Source organism: Dorea sp. D27, assembly GCF_001185345.1.
Lineage (GTDB): Bacteria > Bacillota > Clostridia > Lachnospirales > Lachnospiraceae > Extibacter.
Genome location: NZ_KQ236744.1, coordinates 712,748 through 731,617 on the forward strand (window position 1 = coordinate 712,748; position 18,870 = coordinate 731,617).

The window sequence follows — 18,870 nt, forward strand, 5'->3', positions numbered from 1 at the left end:
GAACATGATGTAATCCATATAAGGAGAGTAGCGGATATGAAGATTGAAACAATATTAAACGCCGGTGAGATTACAGATCTGGCGAAGAAAAGATTCCAGGAAGAGCGGGCGGTGGACCATCTGGAAGGCTGGTTTCTCGCGAAGGAGATTATGCGGGAGTGTGACGGTGCATATAAAGATGAGCCAGACTGCATACGGATTGCCAGGACGCTCGTCACGGCTGCAGAAAAGATTCCCCTCCGGCTTGGCGACTACCATGTGTTTGCCGGCACACAGGACGATGCGTTTGCCAGGTCATATGCACTTATCAACCCTGCATTCTCCGTAGACTCTTTCACCGGCTACTGTGACCCGGTGGCTGTATTCGGTGATATCGAGCCCATTGGCGATATCACGCAGGAACGCATAGACGATCTGAAAGACTATAACACGAATACAGAATTTTCCAGGGCACTTTTCGGTGCATACGATATGGCAGGAGAGGATACGAGCGAAGCCATATTTTTTATCGAACAGGTGACGGGCCATCTCATACCGGATATGCGTCCTGTACTGCGCATGGGAGTCGAAGGGCTTAAAAGGCAGATAGAGGAGCAGAGGGGGAAGGAGACGTGTGAAAAGAAGCGGGTTTATTATGAGGCAATGGACACTGCGCTTGACGCTGTGACCGTGATTGCAGGCAGATATGCCCGGCTGGCGCAGGAGAAAGCAGCCGCCGCAGCGGGCAGAGACAAAGAACGGTATGCAATTATGGCGGAGACGCTCAGAAAAGTACCGGCACATGGAGCCGACAACCTCTATGAGGCTATCCAGTCCTTTATCCTTATGTGGCAGGTGATGTGCCTGGAGCAGACGCCAAATCCATATGCATTTTCCGTAGGGAATGCAGACCGTATATTTGAACCGTACCGGCTGACCGAAGATACAGGGCGGGAAATGACGGCGGCGCTGCTGAAGCATCTTCTCGTATTCTACAATGTGGCCGACAGAAGCTGGGCCATCTCGCAGAACCTGATAATCGGCGGACGGTCATTGGCGGGAGAGGATTTGACGAACCTTACATCCTACGCGCTTCTGGATGCATACTATGACATGAACCTGCCCCAGCCGATTCTGTCTGTAAAGCTGCATAAGAATACGCCGGATGAACTGTACGAGAGCCTTGGAAGATTCTTGTTTACACCGGGCTGTCTGACTCCGTCTTTCTTTAATGATGATTCAGTATTCGAAATATTAAAAGACAGGAACAAGGTGGATCCGGATGACCTGGAGGACTATTCCGTGGCAGGCTGCCAGGAACCGCTCATAATGGGAAAAGATAACGGCAACACGACAAACAGCTGGCTGAATATGGCAAAGGTGCTGGAACTGTCCTTGAACGGAGGCGTCTCAACAATCTCCGGAAAGAAATTTGGCAGAAGCAGCGAGGAAAACGGATATAGTACGGAGCTGGACCTGTTACGGAATATCCACACCGTCTTCTACAAGAATCTGGAAGGGTATGTAGATAAGATGACTTCGTGTGCCAATGCTGCTTCAGAAGCAGTCTCGCTGCTGCAGGTACCATTTCTGTCTTCTCTCATGGGCGGGATTGAAAGCGGCGTTGATGTGAGAGATACGAAGGTACAGGGGACGAAATATAATGGCAGCGGATGCCTGATTCACGGACTATCTGTTGTCGCAGACTCTTTTGCAGCCATCGACACCCTTCTCGATGAGAGGCCTGAAGACGCAGGCAGGCTGCTGGAAGCGCTCAGGGATGATTTCAGACATGACCCGGAGATGCGGCAGTATCTGCTCAAGGCAGAGAAATACGGCAACAATAGCGCAAAGGTGGATGATGAAGCGGCAGAAATAGCAGGGAGAGTCAGCGACATTGTAGCTTCCAGAAAGAATTATCTCGGAAATCCTTTCCGGGCAGACTGGGCTTCTCCGTCTACGCATCTGCTGTATGGATACTGGGTGGGAGCCACACCTGACGGGCGTAAAGCCAGAGAACAGCTTGGCTATGGTATCGACCCGCTGTATGGCGAAGCACATTCAGGTCTCGGATTCAGGATGCTGTCCAATATGAGGCTGCCGTTTGAAAAGATGAATGGAGGCTGCGCTTCCCACCTCGGTGTGAATCCGAATTACTTCAGGTCGGAGACGTTCGAGGAAAAAGGAATCGAGTTCAAGAACAAGATCATAGCACCGCTATTTTATAACCCGAAGAAGGAAGGGATAGCGCCGTTCTATCTGTATGTAAATGTCACAACACCCGAGATGCTCAGAAAAGTGCTTGAGAATCCGAAGAAATATGCACCGGGCGGTGTCTATATCATGAGGATCCACGGTACATTTGTCAACTTCCTGGACTTGTCTCCGGATATTCAGGAGGATATTATTAAACGTCTGGACATGGAATCCACGAGCATGTAAGATAGGAATAATATGGTGAATGAAAATCTATATGAAATTGTAAAAGATAAGATATGTGACGAGATATTTGAGGGGCATTTTGAAGATGGCGACCGGATACCGCCTGAGCGGGAGCTGGAAGAAATGCTCCATGTAAGCCGTGTCACCGTACGCAGGTCGCTTGAGGTTCTCGAGGAGGACGGCCTGGTTGTACGCGAAGTGGGAAGAGGAACGAGAGTTACGCTTCGTAATGTGGGGAATAAAGGTGAACTGGATATGGTTGTGCTCATAGCCCCTGCCCGTAATCCATTCTTTTCCGAATTTATAGCCCGGTTCCAGAATTATGCTCAGGAAAAGGGAGCGCTCCTGCTCTATGTGGAAAAGCCCCGTAAGGAGGAGCTGGAACGCTGCCTGTACCGGCTGTATAAAAGAGGGCTGCGCAATGTAGTCGTCTGGCTGGAGGATATGACGGTAGATTCAGATAAGCTGAAGAGGCTGCGTGCCCTCGGCATGAATCTGGTATTTTTTGATTCGGACAAAGGACTCCCTTATGCGGATTGCGTAGCGCTGGATAACAGTCTGGCAGTACAGGCACTGTATGAGGAACTCGAGCGGCGCGGATATAAAAATGTCGTTTACATTGGATGGAATCTGCAGGACGCGTACAGTATACGTATGCGCGAACAGACTTACAGGAAGAAGGCCGGTCCGGCAGCCCGGCTTCTCACCCTGCCATGGAAGGACGCAGAAACAGGTGCTGCCATGCTGAATGAGCTGTACGGGCCTGGACATGAGGGGATGGTGGATGCTGTCATCTGCAGTGACAGGGAGAGCGGAGAACTGACGGTGGAGACATTTAAGAGATTAGGTCCGCCTGTCAAAATTGCTGCAGTGGATGAGCTGTCAAAAAATGACAGTGCAGGAATCATCATGTATAAACAGAATCTGAATGCGGCTGTGGAGCAGATATTCACCTCGCTCCAGAACCAGTGCGGTATGGCGGGCCGCTGGAAAGCAGAACTTTACCTCCTGGAAGGTACGCTGGAAGAAGGTCGCATGGCGTCAGATGAGAATGGAAGCGTGGGATAAGCAGAGAGCGGGGCTGCTGCCCCGCTCTACATCCTGTGTCCATATGTTAGTCCGCATCGGCATTTTTCATTACTGCAGAAGCATGTCCCTCTTTTCAAGAATCTCTGCCACTATTACGCAGGCGGGGCAATCGCAGTATGCCGCTCCGGCGGATTTGATTTCTCTGGCATGCGCCGCAACGTCTTTTGCTTTGTCGGCTCCGAATACGTGGGCCCCGCCCTCGGATTCTGCAAAACGAATCAAAGTATCAATCGGCATGATATCTTCTTCCAATTCGGCGACATAGCTTTTAGTCACTTCCGCCTCCTTTTCCGTACCGACAGCATTGAGCCATGCCTCGGCTGCCTCTTTCGTCTCTTTGCTGCATGTCGGTGCATTCATTAGTTCGTGGGATTTTTCCACAACAAAGTCTAATACGTTTTTATCCATTATCGACACCCCTTTTCTTATAATTAGCTATATTTTACTATATCTGGAGCATTTTTACAATCCGTTATTGCAATGGGTTTTTACAGTTCTGATATCGTCTTATCTCCAAATACAGATTTCCAGTCTGCGTCAAATGTATCGACTGCATTCATAATATGCGGCTGTGTCAATGCGGATTCCAGGATGGCCGGATCCATGGTGGCGGTGTGGGCGCCCGCAAGGAAGGCCCGGTCAACCTGGCCGGCATTCTTGAAGCTGGCCGCCAGAATCTGAGCCGGATAACTGTAACGGTCAATCATTTCCGCCATAGACGCGATGACATCCGCTGCATCCAGCCCCATATGTTCCATCCGGTTGTAATAAGGGGCGATATAATCCGTACCGGCTTCCATAGCCAGGAACCCCTGCTGTCTGCTGTATACCGCGGTGGCGGTCGTGCGGATACTGCGGGCTTTCATAAGCCGGATAGCTTTGATTCCCTCCATCGTGACCGGAATCTTGACATATACGTCCGGGTCTACTTTTTCAAGGATGGCATCTGCGTCCCTGAGCATGCCCGCCGCGTCAAGCGCCGTTACTTGTATATGAAGCGGCTTTTCTCTGCCGATGATAGAACGGATTGCTCCCATATGTGAAAAGAAGTCGATCTGGCCCTCTTTTTTTACAATTGACGGGTTGGATGTGACGCCGGATATCGGGAATATCTCGCAATAATGTGCGATATCCTTAAGGCTGGCCGTGTCTAATAGATATTTCATTATAACCTCCTGTTTGGCGGCGTGTAGGCTCCTTTGGGCCGGAGTACGCCGTATTATGCAATTGTGACGATGATTCCGTGTTGTTCCAGATAAGCGCATTCTTCTTTTGGAATCTCACCGTCGGTAATTACTTCATATACATCTTTTAAGTCCAGAAATGCGACAGAGCCGGGACGGCCGAATTTTTCCGAGCCGGCAAGCACGTACGTATGATCAGCGGAACCGGTCATAGCGCTCAAAGTGTCGGAACGTATGAGATCGTCCCCGGTAAAGCCGGCTGTACGGGAATAACCGTCTGTCCCCACGAAAATCTTACCGACGTGGAAAGCGCTCACGGCACTTTTCGTCAGGGGACCTACAAGTGACTGGCCGTGGGGCTGGAGCGTCCCTCCCAGTACGATAAGCTGTATGTTCGTGTAACCTTTCAGGTAATTGGCCAGGTAGAAAGAGTTTGTGATAATCGTTACATTTTTCTTGGACTTTGCCAGTTCATCTGCAAACAGCGCACAGGTAGAGCCGGACTCGATGATAAGCGTCTCGCCGTCCTGCACGCAGGATGCCGCCCGGCGGGCAATCCTCTGCTTGTTATTATAATGAAGTGCCATTCGGTAATTAATGTCACCCGGATCGTTCGGTACGGCATAGCCGCGTTCCCGTTTCAGCATCCCACGTTCGGCCAGGTAATCCAGATCCTTGCGAATCGTAACCTTTGATGTGTGGAGATATGCGGCTAGCGTATTCACTTCTGTCCTTCCGTGCCGTATGACATATTCCAGAAGCTCGGTGTGCCGTTCTTTCATTGATACCCCTCCTGACTACATTCATGTTCTTTTGTGAATCACTAGTATACTAGCATAGAATATACTTTATGTCAAGAATGATGGTTTCGTACGAAAGTAAATATATTTCTTAAGTTTACTTTTTGCATATCGTATGGTATAATAATCGCAATGGGCCGGGCAGACGGAAGGTCAGGCCAGAGAAGGCGGAAAATGACAGAGAGAGGGAGAAGAGGATTGGATAAATACCTGATTGCCCATGATATGGGAACATCAAGCAATAAAGCGTCTTTGTTTACGACAGATGGCAGGCTGATAAAGAGCTGCACGGTGTCTTATGATGTACATTTTTTCCAGAAGAATTGTGCGGAACAGGATCCCCTTGACTGGTGGAATGCGGTGTGCACGGCTACAAGGAAGATTGTGGAAGGAATATGCCCCGCAGATATACTCGGCATCTCATTTTCTTCCCAGATGCAGGCATGTGTTATCGTGGACCCGAAGGGCAATGTACTGCGCCCGGCTATGATATGGGCAGACTTAAGGGCGGAAGTACAGGCCCGGCAGCTTGTAGAGCGCGTCGGTGAAGAGCGGATGTATGAACTGAACGGGCACAGGGCGAGCGCCAGCTATAGTATCGAGAAGCTGATGTGGATACGGGACAATGAGCCGGAACTATACGGACAGACTTATAAGATGCTGCTGGCGAAGGATTATATCATCTGCAGGCTGACGGGTAGATTTGTGACGGATTATTCAGAAGCGTCTGGTACGGATGCTTTTGACCTCAGAAGACTGGAGTGGTCGCGGGAGATTCTTGACGCGGCGGAGATAGAGGAGGAAAAGATGCCGGAGCTGCATGCGTCTACAGATGTCATCGGCCAGATGCTCCCGGAAGCTGCTGCGGCGCTTGGCATTGCTCCGGAGACGAAGGTCGTATGCGGAGGCGGTGACGGACCGTGCTCAGCGCTTGGAGCAGGAAGCATAGAGAAAGGCCAGATGTTTCTTTCTTTTGGTACGTCCGCCTGGATAGCAGGGACATCGGATGAGGTATTTCTGGACAAAGATAAGACGCTGATCTGCTTTGGCCACGTCATTCCGGGGAAATATATGCCATGTGGCACGATGCAGGCGGCGGGGAGCTCTTATTCCTATATCAAGAAGGCATTGTGCCGGGAGGAGGAGCGGCGTGCAGAGAAGGAAGGCACATCGGTATATGATATATTGAACAGGCTCGTCATGCGTTCGCCTGCCGGGGCAAAGGGCCTTGTGTTTCTGCCATATATGCTCGGGGAGCGGAGTCCGAGATGGAATCCGGATACTTCCGGAAGCTTTCTCGGAATCAAGATGGAGCATGAGAAATGCGATTATGTCAGGGCGGTTCTGGAAGGCGTGGCGATGAATCTGGACTTGATACTGAGCGCACATAGAGAACATGCACACGTAGAGGAACTGATGCTGACGGGAGGAGGGGCTAAGGGAAACGTTGTCGCTCAGATTCTCTCAGACGTTCTAGGGGTTACGCTGCACCGGCTGGATCATGTGGAGACGGCTACTTCTGTTGCTGCGGCGGTGATTGCGGGGGTTGGTGTCGGAGCATTCAGAGACTTTTCTGTGATACGCCAGTTTGTTAAGCCTGAGCTTACCTTTCATCCCGACACTCATAACAGAGAAGCATATGTTAGGCAAAAGACGCTATTTGAAGAAGGATACAGATGCCTCAGGGCATATTATGAGCTGGAGTCACGTTTTGGACTATGAAAACATCTAATCAGAGAGGAGGAAAGGCGATGCCGGTTTACTATTTGGCGGTGGATATCGGAGCGTCCAGCGGACGCCATATTCTTGGAAGTATAGAAGATGGAAGGATAGTTTTGGAAGAGGTATACCGTTTTCAGAATGGAATGATAAAAAAAGAGGGACATCTCTGCTGGGACTACAGGAAGCTGTTTGAACATATTAAGAGTGGTATTAAAAAATGCAAAGATATAGGTAAGATTCCGGTCAGCATGGGCATAGACACATGGGGAGTGGATTATGTCCTTCTCGATGAAAATGACGAAGTGCTCGGCGATATGGTGGGCTATAGAGACAGACGCACGGACGGCATGGACGAAGAGGTATACAGAATCATTCCGGAGAAAGAGCTGTATGAAAGGACCGGAATTGAAAAGATGATGTTCAATACGATATTCCAGCTCATGTCAGAGAAGAAACATAGTCCCGGATATCTGGACCGGGCAAAGGCGCTGCTGTTTGTGCCTGATTTTTTCCACTTTCTGCTGACCGGGGTGAAGGTAAACGAATATACGGAAGCGACTACTTCTCAGCTTATCGATGCCCGAAGGAGAAACTGGGATTATGAGCTTATAGACAGGCTTGAGCTTCCCAGAGAGATGTTTCAGCGCATCGCGATGCCGGGGGAAAAGCTTGGGAAGCTGCGCCCGGAACTCGTGGAGGAATTTGGATTTGACATGGATATCGTGCTGCCCTGTACCCATGACACTGGGTCTGCAATTCTGGCGGTCCCGGCTAACGATGACGATTATGCCTTCATCAGTTCCGGCACATGGTCTCTGCTCGGGGTGGAGAGGGACACGCCGGACTGCACGGAATTGAGCCGTGCCAATGATTTTACGAATGAGGGAGGATACGATTCGAAAATCTGTTATCTGCGCAATATTATGGGCCTATGGATGATTCAGTCCGTAAGGCATAATCTGGACGACAGATACAGCTTCGCAGAGATATGTGCCATGGCGGCGGAAGCGGACAGTTTTCCGTCCAGAGTTGATGTGACAGATAACTGCTTTATGGCTCCAGACAACATGATAGAAGAGATAAAGGATTACTGCAGGAGGACGGGACAGCAGGTGCCTGAGACACTGGGTGAGACTGCCACATGCGTATACGCAAGTCTCGCAGAATGTTATGACAGGACGATTAAGGGAATCGAAGCGTCTACCGGAAGAACATACCGGAGAATACATATCGTCGGAGGGGGCGGCAACGCGGAATATCTGAACAAGCTGACAGCCAGAGCGACAGGAAAAGAGGTCCATGTCGGCCCGACGGAAGGGACGGCCATCGGCAACATCGCGGCACAGATGATCTACCGTGGAGAATTTTCCGGTAAGGATGAGGCAAGGAGCATGATTCATAGATCATTTGACATTAAAGTGTATCACTATCCTGCACGGTAATACGGGCGGGACTGGTAATAAAAATTATATCCTGAAGGAGGAGACAAAAATGAAACATGGTATTTATTACGCATATTGGGAACAAGAGTGGGCGGCAGACTATAAACGCTATATCGAGAAGGTGGCGAAGCTGGGATTTGATCTGCTGGAAATTGGAGCCGCGCCGCTGCCGGACTACTCGCAGCAGGATGTTATGGATTTGAAGAAGTGCGCAGATGACAACGGGATTATGCTGACAGCCGGGTATGGCCCGACCGTCAACCACAACATAGGTTCTTCAGATGCCAAGATAAGGGAAGAGGCGCTTGAGTGGTATAAGAAGCTGTTTGCAGTGATGGCGGCCCTGGACATCCGCCTCATAGGAGGAGCACTCTACTCCTACTGGCCTGTGGACTTCGCTTCGGCCGATAAGGCAGAGGACTGGAAGCGGAGCGTGGAGGGAATGCAGAATCTGGCTCCGATAGCAGGACAGTATGGCATCAATATGGGCATGGAAGTCCTGAACCGCTTTGAAAGCCATATCCTGAACACTTCAGAAGAAGGTGTGAAGTTTGTGGAAGAAGTGGGCATGGACAACGTAAAGGTTATGCTGGATACGTTCCACATGAATATCGAAGAATCCAGTATCGGAGATGCGATACGCCGTGCAGGAAAGCTGCTTGGACACTTCCATACAGGCGAATGTAACCGTATGGTTCCCGGAAAAGGGCGCACGCCGTGGCGTGAGATAGGGGATGCCCTCCGCGATATCGGATACGACGGAACGGTAGTGATGGAACCTTTCGTACGCATGGGAGGCCAGGTCGGATCTGACATCAAGGTGTGGAGAGATATCAGCCGTGGGGCAGATGAGGAGAGACTGGATGAAGATGCCAGACGTGCGGTAGAATTTCAAAGGTATATGCTGGAATGGAATTCGTGCAATTTGGATTGACAGAGGATTGACAATGGTTTAATATATAAATAGGTTTTATAAAACTAGTTTACTTAATATTGCAATCAAAGAATCCGGGCGGATACAGGGTGGCGGTATCCTGTCATCCGTCTGTCCGGCAGAGGATGAGGAGGATGCGTATGGAGAGTGTGAATCCGGCGGCAGTTCCCCAGAGAAGGCTGAGCAACGGGATGGTTATCCCCGGCATCGGCATGGGGACATTCGGCAATGACCGATATGCCCCGCAGGAAGTGGCTGATGCGGTATACGGAGCGATAAAGGCCGGATACCGCCTTTTAGACTGTGCGGCAGCTTACGGCAACGAGAGGGATATCGGCACGGTGCTGGCCCGTTCCTTTGCGGAAGGAATCGTACAGAGGCAGGAACTGACCGTTATGACAAAGCTTTGGAATGACATGCACGGACAAGGGGATGTTCTTGTGGCATGTGCCAGGAGCCTCCGGGATCTTGGCCTTGATTATGTGGACGTGTATATGGTGCACTGGCCGTTCCCGAACTACCATGCTCCGGGGGCCGTGCTGGATGGCAGGAACCCGGATGCGGTTCCGTATTCGGCAGAGGAGTATATGTCCGTATGGAGGCAGATGGAACGTCTGGTTGACATGGGGCTTGTCAGAAGTCTTGGCATGTCTAATATGACAATCACGAAGCTTAAGCAGGTGCTCCCGCTTTGCAGGATCAAGCCTGTTGTCCTGGAAGTGGAGATGAATCCTGCCTTCCAGCAGCCCAAGCTCTTTGAATACTGCATCAGACATGATATCCTGCCGGTTGCTTTCAGCCCGATGGGATCTCCGTGCAGGCCAAAGCGTGATACGGAAGAAGGGGATGTAGTTACATTCGAGATGGACGAACTTCGGGAGATTGCCCGGGCGCATCACTGCCATCCCGCAGAGATATGTGTGAAATGGGCGGTACAGAGGGGACATGTACCGATTCCATTTTCAGTATATCCGGCAGAATACGCAGGCAACTTAAGATGTGCGACGGAAGATTTTCTTACAGAGGCCGAGATGGAGACGCTGCGAAAAGCCGACAGGAACGCCCGCCTTATCAAAGGAAAGGTATTCCTCTGGGAAGGAGCCGAAAGCTGGAGGGACATCTGGGATGGCGAGGATGAGTGGAATAAGCGTTAAGGGACATCTGGGACTGTAGAATAAATTGGAGATTATGATTAGGAGGATATGCAATGGAATATTTATTGGGAACGGACATTGGAACATCAGGAACTAAGACGATTCTTATGGATACGAAGGGGAAGCTGATTGCACAGGATCTGGAAGAATATGACGTGCTTACGCCGAGACCGCTCTGGGCAGAGCAGTGGCCGGATGTCTGGTATGAGGCTTCCAAAGAATCTATCCGCAAGACCGTGGAGAAAGCGGCGAAAGAATCCGGCGTCAAAAGGGAAGAGATCAAGGGGATTGCCATCAGCGGATTGTATGGAGGTTCCGGGATACCGCTTGACGAGGAGATGAAGCCTGTAAGACCTTGTATGATATGGATGGACAGACGTGCACAGAAGGAGACGCAGTGGGCGCTTGACCACATCGGCGAGGAGAAGCTGCTCCAGATTACACATAACGGTGCGGATCCTTATTATGGATACACGAAGATTCTCTGGATGAAGAATAACGAGCCTGAGAACTGGGCCCGGACCAAGTTGTTCCTCCCTCCGAATGATTATGTGATTTACAAGCTGACGGGAGAAGTCGCCATCGATTATTCTTCCGCGGGAAATATCGGCGGCATCTTTGATATGAACGACCGCGTATGGTCCGAAGAACTGCTTGACGCTATGGATATCCCGCTTTCCATGATGCCGCAGCGCATAGTGGAATCTACGGATATCGTCGGAGGCCTCAAAAAGGATATGGCGGAAGAGGTTGGCCTGTGGGAAGGGCTTCCTGTCATAGCAGGAGGTATCGACTGCGGCGCTGCCAACATCGGGCTCGGTGTATTTGAAGCAGGCGTGTACGCGGCGGCGATAGGGACTTCCATGTGCGCCGCGCTCATTTCCGACAGGCCGGTAAAAGGGAAGGGGCTAATTATATGGCCGTACCTGTATGATGCGAAGAACCTTTCATACTATTTCGCCGGTGGCAACACGGCAGGTGCTATTATCAAGTGGTTCCGGAATACGCTCTGCCAGTGGGAGGCAGAGAACCAGAAGAACGGCGGCCCAAGCGTATACGATGTGCTGAACGCCCAGGCGGAAGATATTCCGGCCGGCAGCGAGGGCCTGGTCGTATTGCCGTACTTTATGGGGGAGAGAAGCCCGGTGTGGGATTCTGACGCGAAGGGTACGATAGTAGGACTGTCTCTTACACATACGAAGGGACATATCTACCGCGCCTTCCTGGAGGCGGTTGCATACTGTCTGCGCGATGCTATGGAGGCGACGGGAGAGGATCTGGGAGAATATATCCTTATCGCCGGAGGTGTCACGAAGTCCAAAGTATGGCGGCAGATATTTGCAGATGTGACAGGATATCCGGTCGTCTGCCCTATCTATGATGTAGAAGCGAACATGGGAGATGTCATGCTGGCAGGAATCGGGACAGGGATTCTTACATATGAGGAAGTGAAGAAGTGGCAGGTGCTGGATAAGAAGATCATGCCGGACGAAGAAAACCACAAAAAATATAACGAGTATTTCAGGCTCTATAAAAATATCTACAGTCATCTGAAGGAGGACATGAAAGAGCTTACCAAAGTGCAGCAGCTGTAGACCGGATATGGAGGGCAGGAGGCTGTTTCCCGTGGACAGGGAGGCGGCCTCCTGCCTTTTGCATGTCTTTAGACTGTGAACAAATATAAAAACAACATAAAACCACAAATGTTTTAGTTGAATTACATGGAATTGTATGATAGTATCAACTTAGAAACAACGAAAAACAAAGGCAATCCAACCATGTCAGAATAAGGAGGATATGTACATGCAGAGCGAACTTGATATCAAAAAAGAGATGTGCGAGATAGGAAAAAGAGTATACAGCCGAGGAATGGTCGCGGCGAATGACGGTAACTTTTCGGTCAAATTAAATGACGGCGAATTCTTATGTACCCCGACGGGAGTCAGCAAAGGCTTTATGACACCGGAGTACATATGCAAAGTGGATGCAAAAGGAAATGTTATCGAAGCGAATGAAGGATTCAAGCCATCTTCTGAGATAAAGATGCATATGCGCGTGTATAAGGAAAGAGAAGATGTAAGGTCGGTGGTACATGCACATCCTATGTATGCAACTACATTCGCCGTATCCGGCATGGCGCTGACACAGCCTATCATGCCGGAGGCGGTCATAGCACTTGGCACGGTGCCGCTCGCAAGATATGGGACGCCGTCCACGGAAGAGATACCGGATGCAATCGCAGAGTACCTTCCATATTATGACGCGGTTCTTCTTGAGAACCACGGTGCGCTCACATATGGAGACTCGCTCCTTGGCGCCTATCATAAGATGGAATCGCTGGAATTCTACGCGCGGCTGTTATACCAGGCCATGCAGGTGGGAGGGCCGCAGGTGCTTGATGAAGAGCAGGTCAAAAGGCTTTACGGCATGAGGAAGCAGTATGGGCTTACAGGAAGGCATCCTGCTGACATGGATAAGACGGAGAAGTAGAACACGGAATTCGGAGGTGTTAGAATGCTTGCAATAGAAAGACGGAATGACATACTGGAACGTCTGCAGAAGGAGAAAAGAGTCGTCGTCAGTGAGTTGAGCCAGGCATACCAAGTGTCTGAGGAGACGATCCGCAGAGACCTGGAAAAGCTGGAAAACGACGGGCTCGTCATAAAGAGTTATGGAGGTGCGGTGCTGAACGAGCATAGCATCTTCGACCTGCCCTTCAATATAAGAAAGAATCAGAAGATTGTTGAAAAGCAGAAGATGGCAGACCTGATAGTCGGGATGGTCCGGGACGGAGAAGCCATCATGCTGGACGCCAGTTCCACAGATGTGTATATAGCCAAAGCGCTCAAAGAAAAGAAGAAGCTTACCGTGATTACCAATTCCGTTGAGATTATCGTGGAACTGTTTGATATGCCCGAATGGAGCGTTATCTCGACGGGCGGCGTATCGCGGGAGAAGTCGTTTGCCCTTGTCGGTCCGCATACTGACCGTATGATTCAGTCCTACCATGTGGACAAGGCAGTCATTTCCTGCAAAGGGCTCAGCCTGGAGGCAGGCATCACAGATTCAGATGAGCAGGACGCGAACAGTAAGAAGATGATGCTCAGGTCGGCAAAGGAGAGGATACTCGTAGCGGACAGCTCTAAGTTTGGCGAGATTGCGTTTACAAAAGTTGCCGAGTGGACTGATCTGACGAAGATCGTGACGGACAGGAAGCCGGGCGGACAGTGGCTTCAGGAGTTTGAAAAGAACAGAATTGAATGTATCTATCCAGGTAAAGAGAAAGAGTCAAAGGAAAAGGAGATAAAATAATGCCATTAGTAACATCAGAACAAATGTTATTGGATGCCCAGAAGGGCGGATATGCCGTAGGCGCGTTTAATGTAGAGAATATGGAGATGGTCAAGGCCGTCATAGGTGCGGCGGAGGAGGTCAAGGCACCGGTCATGCTGCAGACGACACCATCTACAGTAAAATATGGTTCGCTTGATACGTATTATGGGATGGCCGCGGCGGAAGCAGGGAAGGCCACCGTTCCCGTCTGCCTTCATCTGGACCACGGCAGCAGCTTTGAACTTGCGGTTCAGGCAATGAAAGCAGGCTATACCTCTGTCATGATTGACGGTTCACATGAAGACTTTGAAGAGAACATCGCACTTACGAAAAAGGTGGCTGATGTGGCAAAGGCCTGTGGTATCCCTGTCGAGGCAGAGCTTGGCAAGGTGGGCGGCAAGGAGGATGACCTTGAGGCTGACGCAGATACGAATACCGACCCTGCGGAGGCAAAAGAGTTTGCCGAAAGGACAGGAGTATCCTCTCTGGCAATCGCCATCGGAACAGCCCACGGATTCTATGCGGGTACGCCGGTGCTGGATAAGGAGCGGGTGAGCGAGATTAAGGAAGTCGTACCGGTGCCTCTCGTACTCCATGGCGCATCAGGCCTTCGTGATGAAGATGTGAGGGAATGTGTCAGAAGAGGAATGTGCAAAGTGAATTTCGCGACGGAGCTGCGTGTTGCATATACGGAGGCATGCAAGAAGCTTCTGGAAGAGAAGCCGGAGACATTTGACCCGAAGAAGCTTGGGAATGTCGGTATGGAAGCTGTGAAAGAGCTTGTCAAGGGCCGTATGAAGGTATGTGGATGTGACGGCAAGGCATATTAGAAGCGGAAAGAATGAGTGGTGCTATGGAACAGTATTTATTAGGAATCGATATTGGAACGAGTGCATGCAAGGTTGCGGTATTTGATGGAAACGGCCAGGTAAAGGCCAGTGCCAGCGGGAGCTACCATGTATATTATCCCCATCCGGGATGGGCAGAACAGAATCCGGAGGAGTGGTGGCAGGCGGTTTGCGCTGCAGTCAAAACAGTGATAGCGAAGGGCGGGATACGGCCGTCTGACATCGCGGGCATCGGTATTGACGGGCAGAGCTGGTCGGCCATACCAATCGACGGGGATGGAAATGTACTGGCCAACACGCCAATCTGGATGGATACGAGAGCGGCTCATATCTGTGAGGAGACGGGCCGCCGGATTGGCGTGAACAGAATATTTGACGTGTGCGGCAATCCATTCAAGCCTTCTTATACTACGCCAAAGGTGCTCTGGTATAAGGAGCAGATGCCGGAAGTGTACAGGAACACAGACAAGATCTTGCAGTCCAACAGCTATATTGCATTTAAGCTGACGAAAGAGGTAACGCAGGAACTCACACAGGGGTACGGGCACCATTGCTTCAGCATGAGGCACGGTACGTGGGATAAGGATATGTGCCGTGAGCTGGGGATGGACCCCGGGATGCTGCCGGAGATCTGCGCGAGCCATGAGGTCATCGGTACCGTGACTGCCAGGGCAGCAAAGGAGTGTGGCCTGGCAGAAGGGATCCCTGTCGTGGCAGGGGCGCTCGACGCTGCATGCGGAACGCTTGGAGCCGGCGCCATACATCCTGGCGAGACGCAGGAACAGGGCGGGCAAGCCGGAGGCATGAGCATCTGTATGGATACATACAAGGCGGATGAGCGGCTCATCTTAAGCTGCCATGCCGTTCCGGGGCAGTGGATCCTTCAGGGCGGGACAGTCGGAGGAGGAGGCGTCATGCGCTGGCTGGAACATGAATTCGCAGACTATGAGCGCTTGAAGGGGAAAGAGGCCGGAAAGAGTTCGCTGGAACTTTTTAATGAGCTGGCAGAAACAGTTCCGGCGGGAAGCGACGGCGTAGTGTTCCTTCCTTATATGTCCGGGGAGCGTTCGCCCATCTGGGATCCAGATGCAAAGGGCGTCTATTACGGACTGGATTTCAGCAAGACGAAAGGACATTTTATCAGAGCGGCGATGGAGGGGGTGGCCCTGTCGCTGAGACACAATCTGGATGTGGCCGAACAGGCGGGAGCATCGGTCAGTGAGCTTCGTTCCATGGGCGGATCTGCCAATTCCCTGCTTTGGACGCAGATAAAGTCCGATGTAACCGGTAAGAGGATTGTCGTCCCGTCCTCCGATACAGCCACGACGCTGGGGGCTGTCATCCTTGCGGGTGTCGGGGTTGGCATGTACGGAAGCTTTGAGGAGGCTGTCAAGAAGACGGTCGTAGAGAAGCGGTACCACGAGCCCGACATCGGGAAGAAGGAAGTGTATGATAGAAATTATAACGTATATCTGAAGCTGTATGAGAATCTCAAAGCAGTCATGAAAGGAGAAGGATAACGATGAAAGCAGCAGTTGTATGTGCAAATGAGGATGTGCAGTATCTGGAATATGAGGAGCCGATGGCAGAACCCGGAATGATAAAGGTGAAGGTAAAGGCATCTGGCATATGTGGCTCCGATATTCCAAGGGTACTTCACAATGGAGTACATTTTTATCCGATTGTCCTCGGACACGAGTTTTCCGGAGATGTTGTGGAAACCGGAGAAGGGGTCACTAAGGTAAAGGTCGGGGACAGAGTGTCAGGCGCGCCTCTTCTGCCGTGCATGAAATGCGACGACTGCCAGAACGGCAATTTCTCTCTCTGCAAGAAATACAGCTTTATCGGTTCCAGACAGCAGGGAAGCAATGCAGATTACGTCATAATCCCGGAACAGAATGCGGTTGTATTTGACAAGTCTGTCTCCTATGAGCAGGGTGCGATGTTTGAACCGTCTACCGTCGCGCTCCACGGCGTGTTCCAGAATGATTACAAGGGGGGCGGATACGTAGCTGTACTTGGCGGAGGAACGATTGGCATGTTTACGATGCAGTGGGCAAAGATATTCGGTTCCAAGAAAGTCGTCGTGTTTGATATAAGCAAAGAGCGTCTGAAACTTGCGAAGAAGCTTGGCGCTGACGAGGCCGTGAATACGTCCGAAGAGAATTATATGGAAAAAGCGATGGATATTACCGGCGGCAAGGGCTACAGCTATGTGTTTGAAACGGCAGGGCAGGTGCCGACGATGCAGATGGCGTTTGAACTGGCAGCCAACAAGGCACATGTATGCTTCATCGGGACGCCCCACGTTGACCTGACATTTACCCCGGGGATGTGGGAGAACATGAACCGGAAGGAATTCAAGCTGACAGGTTCCTGGATGTCGTACAGCGCCCCGTTCCCAGGAAAAGAGTGGGAGCTGACCGCACATTATTTTGCAACAGGGCAGCTGAAATTTGATCCGGGCTTCATCTATAAGAAGATGCCTATGAATCAGGCACAGGAGGCGTTTCAGATGTTTAAGACACCGGGGCTCGTCAAAGGAAAAGTGCTGCTCGTCAACGAAGATTAGGAGGTTGCCATGATACTGACAGTTACATTGAATGCGTCAATTGATAAGCGGTATGTGCTGGAAGAATTTAAGGTAGGTGAAGTCAACCGGCTGAAGCACTGCCAGTATACGCCCGGAGGGAAAGGACTGAATGTGTCCAGGGTGATCCGGATTGCGGGGGGACAGACCACAGCGACTGGTTTTGTAGGCGGACATGCAGGAAAGTATATTGAGGAAGCGCTCGGGGACTTTGGAGTAACGTGTGCGTTCTGCCATGTAGACGAGGAAAGCCGTTCCTGCGTGAACATCTGGGATGAGAAGAACTGCATCCAGACGGAACTGCTCGAACCAGGATTGACGGTGAGAGAAGCAGATTTCGCGCGGTTTATAGACCAATACCGGGAGCTTGCCGGACGTGCGGATGTAGTGGCCGTCTCGGGAAGTATTCCCCGGGGGCTTGACGGCACGGCTTACCAGCGTCTGATCGCCATAGCGAAAGAGGCAGGCAGAAAGGTCATACTCGATACGAGCGGTACGCTTCTCGACCAGGGAATAGAAGCAAGGCCGTCTCTCATCAAGCCCAATATCGATGAAATACGAATGCTCACAGGGAAGGACTGCGGCAGGATGGACGATATCATTGAAGCGGCGCAAGTTATCCACGAAGCCGGCGTAGAGAATGTGGCAGTATCCCTTGGGGCCGACGGCTCTCTCGTCGTGTGCGGGGAAGGCATCTACCGTGCCGTGGTGCCAAAGCTTGACACGGTAAATACGGTGGGCTGCGGCGATTCTATGATTGCCGGATTTGCCCTCGGGCTGGAGGAAGGCTGCGGAATGGAAGAGACGCTTCGGAAGGCCGGCGCCATCTCTGCCGCCGCGGCGCTGCAGGATGAGACCGGAATCTTTGATGTGGAAGACATGAAGAGGATATATGACAAGGTCGAGATTCAAAGATTATAAAGTGTTATCGTAAAATGTATAGTATATTTAATATCTTGCTGATTGTATGGAACGGCTGTAGACAATATCTGTCTGCCGCCGTTTTCGTTTCCAGAATCAAAAATAAAATGTGTAAAAAATTCAGGAAATGCAAATATTTGATTGCACTGCGCTGATTTGAATTTATAATAACAGTAAGGTGTTTCTGTCTGAAAATGATTTTCAAGGAAATTCTAGGAGACAGGCATGTCAATGTAGGGTAAATCGAAGGAGGTGCATAAATATAAAATGCCTTATTGAACGTTAGCAGTTCAATAAGAATAGGTTATTTGTGAATATTGTATAAAAAGTCCTTGCTGATAAAAAAGAAATAATAGTTGTTGACAAAAAAGATAATCATTGATATTATTATGTTGAAAATAGTTTTCATGAAAATATAAAACATAAATATAG

16 protein-coding genes are annotated in these 18,870 nt (G+C 50.6%); 13 read left to right on the plus strand and 3 right to left on the minus strand.

The genetic code is table 11. The annotated features are described in order from the left end of the window. Window positions 1–36 precede the first annotated feature (36 nt). The gene (locus tag HMPREF0980_RS09860) at window positions 37–2,421 is read left to right on the plus strand and encodes a pyruvate formate lyase family protein (RefSeq protein WP_049728893.1); all 2,385 of its coding nucleotides are present in this window, start codon (window positions 37–39) and stop codon (window positions 2,419–2,421) included. 12 nt (window positions 2,422–2,433) lie between these two features. After that, window positions 2,434–3,489: a GntR family transcriptional regulator gene (locus HMPREF0980_RS09865; protein WP_049728894.1), complete on the plus strand. Its 1,056-nt coding sequence runs from the start codon at window positions 2,434–2,436 to the stop codon at window positions 3,487–3,489. A 69-nt stretch (window positions 3,490–3,558) separates the two neighbouring features. Here the strand turns inward: HMPREF0980_RS09865 and HMPREF0980_RS09870 are convergent, their stop codons facing one another. The 3 genes from HMPREF0980_RS09870 to HMPREF0980_RS09880 form a co-directional block, all read right to left on the minus strand. Next, window positions 3,559–3,918 (minus strand): hypothetical protein, encoded by a 360-nt coding sequence (locus tag HMPREF0980_RS09870; RefSeq protein WP_049728895.1) that lies wholly within the window; start codon window positions 3,916–3,918, stop codon window positions 3,559–3,561. Between the two features lie 80 nt (window positions 3,919–3,998). Next, a complete protein-coding gene (locus HMPREF0980_RS09875) occupies window positions 3,999–4,676 on the minus strand; it encodes a fructose-6-phosphate aldolase (RefSeq protein ID WP_049728896.1) in 678 nt (225 codons plus the stop codon). A 53-nt stretch (window positions 4,677–4,729) separates the two neighbouring features. After that, complete coding sequence (locus HMPREF0980_RS09880) at window positions 4,730–5,476, minus strand: DeoR/GlpR family DNA-binding transcription regulator (RefSeq protein ID WP_049728897.1); 747 nt, start codon at window positions 5,474–5,476, stop codon at window positions 4,730–4,732. 192 nt (window positions 5,477–5,668) lie between these two features. Between HMPREF0980_RS09880 and HMPREF0980_RS09885 the strand changes: the two genes are divergently transcribed. From HMPREF0980_RS09885 to pfkB, 11 genes are all read left to right on the plus strand, one after another. Next, the gene (locus HMPREF0980_RS09885) at window positions 5,669–7,216 is read left to right on the plus strand and encodes a xylulokinase (protein ID WP_242847377.1); all 1,548 of its coding nucleotides are present in this window, start codon (window positions 5,669–5,671) and stop codon (window positions 7,214–7,216) included. A 29-nt stretch (window positions 7,217–7,245) separates the two neighbouring features. Next, window positions 7,246–8,658 carry a rhamnulokinase gene (locus tag HMPREF0980_RS09890; protein WP_049728898.1) on the plus strand — a complete coding sequence of 471 codons (1,413 nt, stop codon included), beginning with the start codon at window positions 7,246–7,248 and terminating at the stop codon, window positions 8,656–8,658. 49 nt (window positions 8,659–8,707) lie between these two features. Continuing rightward, window positions 8,708–9,592 carry a D-psicose 3-epimerase gene (locus HMPREF0980_RS09895; protein WP_049728899.1) on the plus strand — a complete coding sequence of 295 codons (885 nt, stop codon included), beginning with the start codon at window positions 8,708–8,710 and terminating at the stop codon, window positions 9,590–9,592. Between the two features lie 140 nt (window positions 9,593–9,732). Then, the gene (locus HMPREF0980_RS09900; RefSeq protein WP_330375890.1) at window positions 9,733–10,746 is read left to right on the plus strand and encodes an aldo/keto reductase; all 1,014 of its coding nucleotides are present in this window, start codon (window positions 9,733–9,735) and stop codon (window positions 10,744–10,746) included. Between the two features lie 53 nt (window positions 10,747–10,799). Then, complete coding sequence (locus tag HMPREF0980_RS09905) at window positions 10,800–12,341, plus strand: FGGY-family carbohydrate kinase (protein ID WP_049728901.1); 1,542 nt, start codon at window positions 10,800–10,802, stop codon at window positions 12,339–12,341. A 208-nt stretch (window positions 12,342–12,549) separates the two neighbouring features. Then, window positions 12,550–13,236 (plus strand): class II aldolase/adducin family protein, encoded by a 687-nt coding sequence (locus HMPREF0980_RS09910; RefSeq protein WP_049728902.1) that lies wholly within the window; start codon window positions 12,550–12,552, stop codon window positions 13,234–13,236. Window positions 13,237–13,260: 24 nt separating this feature from the next. After that, window positions 13,261–14,058 carry a DeoR/GlpR family DNA-binding transcription regulator gene (locus tag HMPREF0980_RS09915; protein ID WP_049728903.1) on the plus strand — a complete coding sequence of 266 codons (798 nt, stop codon included), beginning with the start codon at window positions 13,261–13,263 and terminating at the stop codon, window positions 14,056–14,058. Next, window positions 14,058–14,909 carry a class II fructose-bisphosphate aldolase gene (locus HMPREF0980_RS09920; protein WP_049728904.1) on the plus strand — a complete coding sequence of 284 codons (852 nt, stop codon included), beginning with the start codon at window positions 14,058–14,060 and terminating at the stop codon, window positions 14,907–14,909. Before HMPREF0980_RS09915 ends, HMPREF0980_RS09920 begins: the two co-directional genes overlap by 1 nt. A 23-nt stretch (window positions 14,910–14,932) precedes the next feature. After that, window positions 14,933–16,447, plus strand: coding sequence for a xylulokinase (gene xylB, locus HMPREF0980_RS09925; protein WP_049728905.1), 1,515 nt, complete (start codon window positions 14,933–14,935; stop codon window positions 16,445–16,447). Window positions 16,448–16,449: 2 nt separating this feature from the next. Further along, window positions 16,450–17,499 carry a galactitol-1-phosphate 5-dehydrogenase gene (locus tag HMPREF0980_RS09930; protein WP_049728906.1) on the plus strand — a complete coding sequence of 350 codons (1,050 nt, stop codon included), beginning with the start codon at window positions 16,450–16,452 and terminating at the stop codon, window positions 17,497–17,499. 9 nt (window positions 17,500–17,508) lie between these two features. Then, window positions 17,509–18,438, plus strand: a complete 930-nt coding sequence (pfkB, locus tag HMPREF0980_RS09935) for a 1-phosphofructokinase (protein ID WP_049728907.1) — start codon at window positions 17,509–17,511, stop codon at window positions 18,436–18,438. Window positions 18,439–18,870: the final 432 nt, after the last annotated feature.